Below are 9,505 nucleotides of genomic sequence, written 5' to 3' on the forward strand. Positions count from 1 at the left end.
CATGCAGACCGTCCAGCCCCGTTCCCTGCCGCTGCGTCTGCCGCGGGTGCGTCCCGGTGGTGTCCTGCCGATCCTCGCGATCCTCGCGGTGCTGTTGGTGCTCGTCGGCATCCGGCAGCCCGACTTCCTGGCCCCGCAGTCGCTGATGTCCTTCCTCGGTCGGTCGGCGCCGATCATCCTGTTGGCCGCCGGCCAGTATTTCGTGATCGTGTCCGGCGAGTTCGACCTCTCGGTCGGTTCCCTGGTCACCGCTCAGGTGGTGGTGGCCGCCCGGCTGATCGACAGCGACCCGGCGCGTACCTGGCCGGTGGTGCTGCTCCTGCTCGCCTTCGGCGCACTGGTCGGGCTGGTCAACGGCCTGATCACGACACGGCTGCGGGTGCCGTCGTTCATCACCACCCTCGGCATGTTCCTGATCCTCGTCGGCGCCGTCTACCTGTGGTCCGACGGCGCACCGAAGGGTGGGCTCTCCGAGGAGTTCCGGCGGTTCGGCCGGCGGGCCTTCGAGGACGTGCCAGTACTGGGCCGCGTGCCGTACGCGCTGCTGGTCCTGGTGGTCCTGGCGGTGGCTGCCGTGCTGCTGATGCGCTCCGACTTCGGCCGGACGCTGGTCGCCGTCGGCGACAACCCGCGCACCGCCGAGCTGAGTGGCGTACGAGTGTGGCGCACCCGGACCTTCGCCTTCATCCTCAGCGGGCTCGCGGCGGCGGTGGCGGCCATCCTGCTGGGCGGCTACAGCGGCGTGTCGTTCCAGGCCGGCGCTGGTCTGGAGTTCGGTGCGATCACCGCTGTCGTCCTCGGTGGGGTGGCGCTCGGCGGGGGGCGCGGCGCCGTCGTCGGGGCGATGCTCGGCGCGCTGACCCTCGAACTGCTGTTCGCCCTCATGAATTTCTACGGCGTCTCCGGCGCCCTCAGGTCGACCGTTCAGGGCGGGATCATCCTGCTCGCCGTGGCGGTCTCGGCAACGCGTTCTTCTTCGAGATAAAGGGGAAACCATAGTGCGACGTTCCATGGCGGCGATTGCCGCCGTCACCCTGCTGTCCCTCGCCGCCTGTGCCACCGACGAGCCGGCCGCCAGCCCGTCGGGAAGTGCATCCGCCGCCACTGGTTCCGGCACCGGGGACCAGTCGAAGTTCTTCGTGCAGGCCGACTACGACGCCGAGCTGGCGCTGCTCGACGCGGCACCGACGGGCCCGGCCGACAAGCCGTGGGAGCAGGTGCTCAACCCGACGATGGTCGACACCGCCAAGTTCAAGAAGAACGGCCCACACAAGATCTGCTTCTCGAACGCGGCCCTGAACAACCCCTGGCGGCAGGTCGGCTTCAAGACCATGCAGGCCGAGGTCGAGGCGCAGAAGAGCCGCATCAAGGAGTTCGTGCACGTCGACGCCGAGGGCAAGGACCAGAAGCAGATCGCTGACATCAACGATCTGCTCGGCAAGGGCTGCGACGCGCTCATCGTCTCGCCGAACACCACCGCCACGCTCACCCCGGCCGTCGAGGCGGCCTGCAAGGCCGGGCTGCCGGTCGTCGTCTTCGACCGTGGCGTCAACACGAAGTGCCCGGTGACGTTCATCAACCCCATCGGCGGTTACGGATTCGGCCACGTCGGGGCCGAGTTCGTCAGCCAGAAGATGAAGCCCGGCGGCAAGGTCCTCGCCCTGCGGATCCTGCCCGGCGTCGACGTCCTGGAGACCCGCTGGTCGGCGGCGAAGGTGGCGTTCGACAAGGCGAAGGTCGACGTCGTCGGTGTCGAGTTCACCGATGGTGATCCGGCCAAGACCAAGAAGATCGTCGACGACTACATCCAGCGGTACGGCACGATCGACGGGGTCTGGATGGACGCCGGGGCGGTGGCCGTCGCGGCGGTCGAGGCGTTTCAGGACGCGGGCAAGCCGGTTCCGCCGATGAACGGTGAGGACCAGCTCGACTTCCTGAAGATCTGGAAGGACAAGAAGCTCACCGCTATCGCACCGACCTACCCGACCTACCAGTGGCGTACGCCGATCATCGCGGCGCTGCGGATCCTCGACGGCCAGCAGGTGTCCAACCCGTGGAAGCTGCCGCAGCCGACAGTCACCCAGGACAACCTGGACCAGTACCTCGACGCGGGCATGCCGCCGCTGCACTACGCGATGTGCGGCTGCACCGACCTGCCCGGTTACCCGCAGCGCTGGAAGTAGGGGTCTGATGTACGCCATCGGCGTCAACCCCTGGGTCTGGGCCTCGCCGGTCGACGACAAGGCCCTGGCCGAGTTGATCCCGCGGATCGCCGCGTTCGGCTTCGACGCGGTCGAGTTGCCGATCGAGCAGCCCGGCGACTGGGACCCGATCCGTACCCGGGACCTGTTGGCGGCGCACGGCCTCGTCGCCGCCGGCGTCTGCGCGGTCACCTCGCCGGGGCGGGAACTGGTCGACGCCGCACCAGCGGTCGTCGAGTCGACGGTGGCGTACCTCATGGGCTGCGTGGCGAGCGCGGCGGCCGTCGGCGCTGGATGCGTCGGCGGCCCGGTGTACGCCTCGGTCGGCCGCACCTGGCGGATGTCGCCGGCGGCTCGCGCGGCCTGCTACGCGGATTTCCGGCGGGCCCTGGCGCCGGTTGCCGAGCAGGCCGGCGAGTTGGGCGTGAGCATCGGTGTCGAGGCGTTGAACCGCTACGAGACGAGCGTCGTCAACACGATCGAGCAGACGGTCGAGTTGATTGACGGGCTCCCGCCGAACGTCGGCATCATGATCGACACCTACCACATGAACATCGAGGAGACCGACCCCTACGCGGCTCTCGCTGCCGCTGGCCCGCACATCAAGCACGTGCAGGTCAGCGGCAGCAACCGGGGCGCTCCCGGTGCGGACCACTTCGACTGGCCCCGCTTCTTCGCCGTCCTGCGGGACACCGGTTACCAGGGCGCGATCTGCATCGAGTCGTTCACGGCGGAGAACGAGGCCATCGCCACCGCCGCGGCGATCTGGCGTCCACTGGCCCCCTCGCAGGACCGTCTCGCCACTGACGGTCTGCGCTATCTCCGGGAGATCCTCGAATGACCGCCCCGACCGGCCACCCCCGCACTGGTCGAGGCCGTTCCACCACCCCCACCCCGAACTCATGTCAGGAGCACCGTCCCGTGTCCTCGTCCCTTCCGGCGCTGCGCCGACTGCTGGCCGGCGCCGCCGCGACAGCGGTGACCGCCCTAGTGGCGGTAACCGCCTCGGCGTCCCCGGCCCTCGCGGCCACCACCACTCTCTACGCGTCGCCCTCCGGCACCGGCACCACGTGTTCCGCCAGCCAACCCTGTTCGCTGACCGCCGCGCAGACCGCGGTGCGGGCGATCAACAGCGCGATGTCCGGTGACATCGTCGTGGAGTTGGCCAACGGCGCGTACCGGCTCTCGTCGCCGCTGCGGTTCACCGCGGCCGACTCGGGCAACAACGGCTATCAGGTGATCTGGCGGGCGGCCTCCGGGGCACGTCCGACGATCACCGGCGCCCGGGCGGTCACGGGCTGGTCGCTCGTCGACTCCGGGAAGAACATCTGGCGGGCCAACGTCGGCGCCGGGCTCGACTCCCGTCAGCTCTACGTCAACGGGGCCGTCGCCACCCGGGCACGCACCGCAGTGAACCGTTCCGACTTCACCTTCACCACGTCCGGCATGCGGTTCACCAACAGCGCGCTCAACTACCTGAACAACCTCGGTAACCAGAACCGTGTCGAGGTGGAGAGCGTCGGCTCGTTCACCGACCGGTACTCGCCGGTGCAGAGCATCAGCGGAAACTTCCTGACGATGCAGCAGCCCGCGTGGAACAACAACACCTTCGGGTTCGACACCCTCTCCAGCCCGCACCGCGCCGGGCCCTTCTACCTGACCAACGCGTACGAGTTCCTGGACTCGGCGGGGGAGTGGTACCTCAACCCCAGCAACGGCCAGCTCAACTACATCCCGCTCGCCGGGCAGAACATGAGCTCGGTCAGCGTGGAGCTGCCGCAGTTGCAGTCCCTGGTGAACGTCGGCGGCACCTACGACGCGCCCGCGCACCACATCTCGTTCAGCGGGATCACCTTCACCGGCACCAGCTGGCTCGGCCCGAGCAGCAGCAACGGTTTCGCCGACCAACAGACCGGCGCTCACATCACCGGCACCTGGTCCCGTCCGTCCGACGCGCTGACCTCCTGCCAGGCCGGCTGCCCCCAGTTCGAGGCCACCCGGCCCAACTGGAACCAGATGCCCGCCGCCGTGCAGGTCTCCGCGGCGAACACCATCACGTTCAGCGACTCCCAGTTCGTCAACCTCGGGCAGACCGCGATCGGCATCGGCAACGACGCCAACGCCCACGCCAGCGGTGTCGGCCTGGGGGCCAACAACATCACCGTCACCCGCTCTGAGATCGCCCGCAACTCCGCCGGTGGCGTCGTGGTCGGCGGCGTGCGGGCCGACGCCCACCACCCCAGTGACCAGCGGATGGTCAACCGCAACATCACTATCAGCAACAACAAGGTGCATGATCTCGGTCTGGAGTACCGGGGCGTCGTCTCGATCCTGACCACCTACGTGAACACCTCGCTGGTCTCGCACAACGAGGTCTACAACATGCCGTACACCGGCCTGTCGATCGGCTACGGCTGGGGCGCCAACGACGCCGGCGGCAGCCAGCACTACGCCAACCGTGGCCTGTACAACTACCAGCCGCGCTACTCCACGGCGACCACCGCTGCCAACAACCAGGTCATCGGCAACTATGTGCACGACGTCATGCAGCAGATGACCGACGGCGGGTGCATCTACTCGCTGTCGGCGAACCCGGGCGGGTTGATCGCCGAGAACTACTGCCTGCGCACCAACGGCTGGTTCGGGCTCTACTTCGACGAGGGCTCGCGCTACTACACCGCCCGCAACAACGTGTTCTCCTCCACCGGCACCTGGGCCACCGCCAACTACTGGTACGCGGAGAACATGGGCAACTTCACGGTCACCAACAACTGGTCGACGAACAACAGCACGAATGTGACGAACGGTGACCGCGGCAACGTCGTCAACGGCAACGTCACGGTCAGCAACGGCAACTGGCCGTCGGGCGCGCAAACGGTGATCAACACGGCCGGCGTGCAGAGCGGTGGCAGCACCAACCCGACGAACGTGCAGATCGTGGGCGTCCAGTCGGGTCGTTGCGCCGAGATCGGTAACTCCAGCACGACCAACGGCACGCAGGCCCAGATCTGGGACTGCATCAGTAACGCCGCCAACCAGCGGTGGACCCACACCGCGAGCCGGCAGCTCATGGTCTACGGCACCAAGTGCCTGGACGCCTCCGGCCAGGGCACCGTCAACGGCACGAAGGTGGTGATCTGGGACTGCAACGGCGGCACCAACCAGCAGTGGAACGTCAACGCCAACGGCACGATCACGGGCGTGCAGTCGGGTCTCTGCCTGGACGCCAACGGCGCCGCCACGGCGAACGGCACGAAGCTGATCCTCTGGTCCTGCACCGGCGGCACCAACCAGCAGTGGCAACTGCGCAGCTGATCCAGTAGCTGGACACCGACAGGTCCGGGCCGGGGCGAGACGCCTCGGCCCGGACCTGTCCGGTTACGGCGCTTCGACCACTGTCAACCCGGTCGCGGCTTCGTAGCGGACCGGGATGGGATCGGTGAGTTCCCCGACGAACGTCTCGTCGACGTGGTCGAGGAAGCCGATGAGGGACCAGTCGTCGGCGGGTCCGGGGACCAGCCGGGGCGCGTACAGGTGTGGGTGGGCGAACGGTTGGGCGGACGCGATGTCCCACGGCCCGAGGACGGTCTCGCCGGTCGCCACCCAGATCCGGTGGTCGTCGCGCCGAGCGCTGCCGGTGGCCTCGGTGGAGAAGAGCAGCAGCGGCTGCCCGTCGAGGACCGCTACCTGGGGCACCTCCAGGTGACCGAAGCCGACCGGGGTCGACAGCGGCGGCGCGACGGTCCAGGTGACGAGGTCGGTGGAGGTGGCGTGGCCGACGACGCCACGGGTGTTCGCCGGGCCGGTGTTGGCACGGGCGGTGATGAGCATGTGCCAGCCCTCGCCGTCGGGGTCAGGGAACACCCACGGGTCACGCCACGCCTGCTCGTACCACAGCTCCTTGTCCAGCAGCTCGTACCAGGTGGGATCGGCCTGGACGATCGGTTCGGTGCCGTGCCGGTGCCAGGTCATGAGGTCGTCGGAGACGGCCAGTCCGATGCGTTGGACGAGCCCGTCCTCCGCACGACCGACCCCGGTGTAGAACAGGTACCACCGTCCGTCCGGCCCGCGGACCGTGCAGCCCGTCCAGGTCGCCAGGTCGTCCCAGCTGGGCGCGTCGGCGGGGACCACGGCGTCGGCGACCAGGCGCCACGAGCGCAGGTCCGCCGAGACGGCGTGGCCGATTGTGGCTCGGCGGTGGCGGCGGTGCGGGTCGTGCAGGGCGCGGGACGCGCGCAGGAAGAACACGTGCCAGAGGCCGTTGTCGTCCCGGGCGTACCAGCTGTCCCACACCCAGTGGTCGGGTAGACGAAGCATGGTCGGAAAACTAGCACTAAACCGTTTTAGCGTCGGCCAACGTCAACCCGGCGGCACGGATCGGAGGGCCGGTGGTCAGCCGGGCGGAGGCGCGAGGGACCGGCGTCGGCGCAGGGGCATCGCAACGAGCGAGGGCTCGACGGCGCCCCCGTCCAGGAGCAGCTCGACCGCTCGCCGCCCCATCTGCTCGTGCGGCAGCGCCGTGGTGGCCAGGCTCGGGCGCAACCAGGCGGCGATCGGGTCGTCGTCGAACGAGATGACCGAGATGTCCTCCGGGACGGTCAGCCCCGCCTCGCCGAGTGCCTGGTAGGCGCCGAAGGCCAGCCGGTCGTTCATGCAGATGATCGCGCTGGGTCGCCTCGGCTTGCTCAGCAGGCCACGCATGGCCGCGTACCCGTGCTCGGGCAACCACTCGGTGCAGAAACACTCGGCCAGGAGGCCGACCTCTGCCTCGTCCAGCGTCTGCCGGATGCCGTGCAGGCGGGCGCGGGCGGCGAGCGAGACCTCCGGGTCGTCCTCCTTGAGTCGGTTGCGGCCGATGAGCGCGATCGCGTCGCGGTGGCCAAGCTCCAGCAGGGCGGTGGCGACGGAGCGGCCGGCCCCCTCGTCGTCGGGGACCACGCTGGGCAGACCGTCGGGGCTGGTGGCGTTGAGCAGCACCACCGGGCCGCCGAGGATGGCCGCGGGCACCGTCAGCCGTCGAGTCGCCATCGCCGCGTAGATCACCCCGTCGACCTGCCGGTCCAGGACGGCCTCGATGGCGTACTGCTCGAAGGTGGCGTCGCCCTGCGTCTCGGTGATGAGCAGGACGTGGTCGCGTTCACGGGCCGCGTCGAGGGCGCCGCGGATGAGGTCGCCGGCGAACCGGGTGGTGGCCACGATGTCGGAGACGAACGCGATGGTGGCCGTCTTGCGGGTGCGCAGGCTGCGCGCGGCGAGGTTGGGCCGGTAGCCGAGCTCCTCGGCGGCGGCGAACACCCGCTGGTGTGCCTCGGCCGAGAGCCGGGTGCCCTCCCTGCCGTTGAGCACCATCGACGCGGCGGTCTTGGACAACCCGGCTTTCCGTGCGACGTCGGCGAGTGTTGCTCTGTTGCGGCCCATCAGTCCTCCGAATCAGGCGCGGTGCCACAGGCGCCGCTCCCGCCCATCATGATGCGTCGCCGCCCGGGATCGAGCGCCGGTCACGTCGGCGTGGTGTGAACCCGACGTTTCCGCACCGTTGCCAAGTTGTCCTTGACAGCTCCCCGTGCCGCGCGCATGCTCTGCTAAATCAGTTTAGCGACCACTTCTGGTGCATCCAGAGGCGCCTTCGGTGGCCGTGCCGGGTTCTTTTCCGCTGACGGTACGGGTGCTGCGCCCGGGCGACAGGTCACGGCGTACGTGTCGTGGCGGCCACCCGGTCGCGGTGGTCCCGGTGGAGCCGTCGCGCGGCCATGGGCCGCGGGACGCGTGGAGATGTCAAGGAGTCATGAGATGGCAGAATTGCTGACAAAGTTTCCGCGACGGAGAACGGTGCTCCTCGCGTCGCTGCTGGCGGTCGGGATGACCGCGACGGCCTGCAGCGCGCCGGGCGAGGACCGGTCGTCGACCCAGAAGTCCGACGCCGCCGTCAAGACGGAGCTGGGCACCGACCCGATCACCCTGGAGATGTACGCGGAGACCGGCTTCCCGCTGGCCAAGGCGTTGGCCGACGAGTTCTCCAAGCAGCACTCGAACGTCAAGTTCAACATCCGCGAGGACCAGTTCACGGTGATCGTGGAGAACGCGCCCCGGGTGATGGCCTCGGACAACTCGCCCGACATCATCCGGCTCCCGACCATGGTCGACCTGGTCAAGGACGACCTGCTCAAGAACCTCGACCCGTACTTCACCGCGTACGGCTGGGACAAGTTCCCCGCCTCGCAGCTCATGCAGCTGCGCGTCGGCGAGAACACCCGGGGCACCGGCTCGCTGTACGGGATGGGGCTCGGCTACAGCGTCACCGGCGTCTTCTACAACAAGAAGCTGGCCAGCCAGATCGGCATGACCCAGCCACCGGCCACTGTCGCCGAGTTCGAGGAGCTGCTGGCCAAGGCGAAGACCGGCGGGGTCCAGCCGATCATGCAGTTCAACAAGAACACCGCTGGCATCAACTTCCCGCACCAGGCGCTACAGAACCAGTTCGGCGACCCGACCCAGGTCGCCGACTGGATCTTCCAGAAGCCGGGGGCCACGTTCGACACCCCGGCCGCCCTGAAGGCCACCCAGACCATCCAGAAGTGGGCCCAGGCCGGCTACTTCACCAAGGACGCCAACGCCCTGGACTACGCGGGAATGGTGGGGGAGTTCCAGAAGGGCAACGGCCTGTTCATGTTCAACGGCGACTGGGAGTCGGCCAACCTCGACAAGTCGATGCCCGGCAACGTGGGCTTCTTCCTCTTCCCCACCGAGTCTCCCGGTGGAAAGCACGTGGCGATGTCCGCTCCCAACACCTTCGGCGTCTCCGCCAAGGCCAAGAACCCGGACGCCGCCGCGTACTTCCTGAACTGGGTGCACACCAACGCCAAGGCCCGCGAGATCTCGGTGACCGTCGGCGGTTCCAGCCCCGGCGGCCCGAGTGACCTGCCGGTGCCGAGCGCCGCCCCGAACACGGTGCTGGCCGAGACCCTCAAGGCGTCGCAGCAGCTCGGCACCGAGAACGGCGCTGTGGACTTCACAGCGAACGCGACCGGCGGCATCTTCGCCGCCGCGATCACGCCCGAGATGCAGAAGCTGATCGCCGGTCAGCAGACGCCCGAGGGGTACGTGAAGGCGGTCCAGGCCGAGTATCAGAAGGAACTGTCCCGATGACGTCTGCCCTCGGCAGCGCACCAACCGGGCGCGACGATCGTCGCGCCCGCCCCACCCCGACGCGGGGGCCCCCCGTACCGGGGGGCCCCGCGGGCGGGGCCCGCGGGGTGTTGGGTGTGGCCCCCCCGGGGGTGTTGGCGGGGGTGGTGCAGGGCCCC

The 9,505-nt window shown here is 68.9% G+C and carries 6 protein-coding genes and 1 pseudogene; 5 read left to right on the forward strand and 2 right to left on the reverse strand.

The features are described from left to right. Position 1: 1 nt before the first annotated feature. The 4 genes from ABZ794_RS30690 to ABZ794_RS30705 all read left to right on the forward strand — a co-directional run bounded on the left by ABZ794_RS30690 (position 2) and on the right by ABZ794_RS30705 (position 5,516). Positions 2-985: an ABC transporter permease gene (locus tag ABZ794_RS30690; protein ID WP_091401048.1), complete on the forward strand. Its 984-nt coding sequence runs from the start codon at positions 2-4 to the stop codon at positions 983-985. Between the two features lie 25 nt (positions 986-1,010). After that, positions 1,011-2,183 carry a substrate-binding domain-containing protein gene (locus tag ABZ794_RS30695; RefSeq protein WP_112585264.1) on the forward strand — a complete coding sequence of 391 codons (1,173 nt, stop codon included), beginning with the start codon at positions 1,011-1,013 and terminating at the stop codon, positions 2,181-2,183. A 7-nt stretch (positions 2,184-2,190) separates the two neighbouring features. Beyond that, positions 2,191-3,042 (forward strand): sugar phosphate isomerase/epimerase family protein, encoded by an 852-nt coding sequence (locus ABZ794_RS30700; RefSeq protein WP_357518840.1) that lies wholly within the window; start codon positions 2,191-2,193, stop codon positions 3,040-3,042. Positions 3,043-3,122: 80 nt separating this feature from the next. Beyond that, complete coding sequence (locus tag ABZ794_RS30705) at positions 3,123-5,516, forward strand: RICIN domain-containing protein (protein ID WP_210781630.1); 2,394 nt, start codon at positions 3,123-3,125, stop codon at positions 5,514-5,516. A 63-nt stretch (positions 5,517-5,579) separates the two neighbouring features. On the opposite strand, the pseudogene ABZ794_RS30710 reads toward ABZ794_RS30705, so the two are convergent. Then, positions 5,580-6,539: pseudogene (locus ABZ794_RS30710) on the reverse strand (family 43 glycosylhydrolase); the annotation flags it as partial. Between the two features lie 54 nt (positions 6,540-6,593). After that, positions 6,594-7,619 (reverse strand): LacI family DNA-binding transcriptional regulator, encoded by a 1,026-nt coding sequence (locus ABZ794_RS30715; protein ID WP_210781628.1) that lies wholly within the window; start codon positions 7,617-7,619, stop codon positions 6,594-6,596. A 372-nt stretch (positions 7,620-7,991) separates the two neighbouring features. Here ABZ794_RS30715 and ABZ794_RS30720 point away from each other — a divergent pair, with 372 nt between their 5' ends. After that, on the forward strand, positions 7,992-9,347 hold the full coding sequence (locus ABZ794_RS30720; RefSeq protein ID WP_210781627.1) for an extracellular solute-binding protein: 1,356 nt from the start codon (positions 7,992-7,994) through the stop codon (positions 9,345-9,347). Positions 9,348-9,505: the final 158 nt, after the last annotated feature.

This window comes from Micromonospora sp. NPDC047187, from assembly GCF_040643355.1.
GTDB classification, from domain to species: Bacteria; Actinomycetota; Actinomycetes; order Mycobacteriales; family Micromonosporaceae; genus Micromonospora; species Micromonospora salmantinae.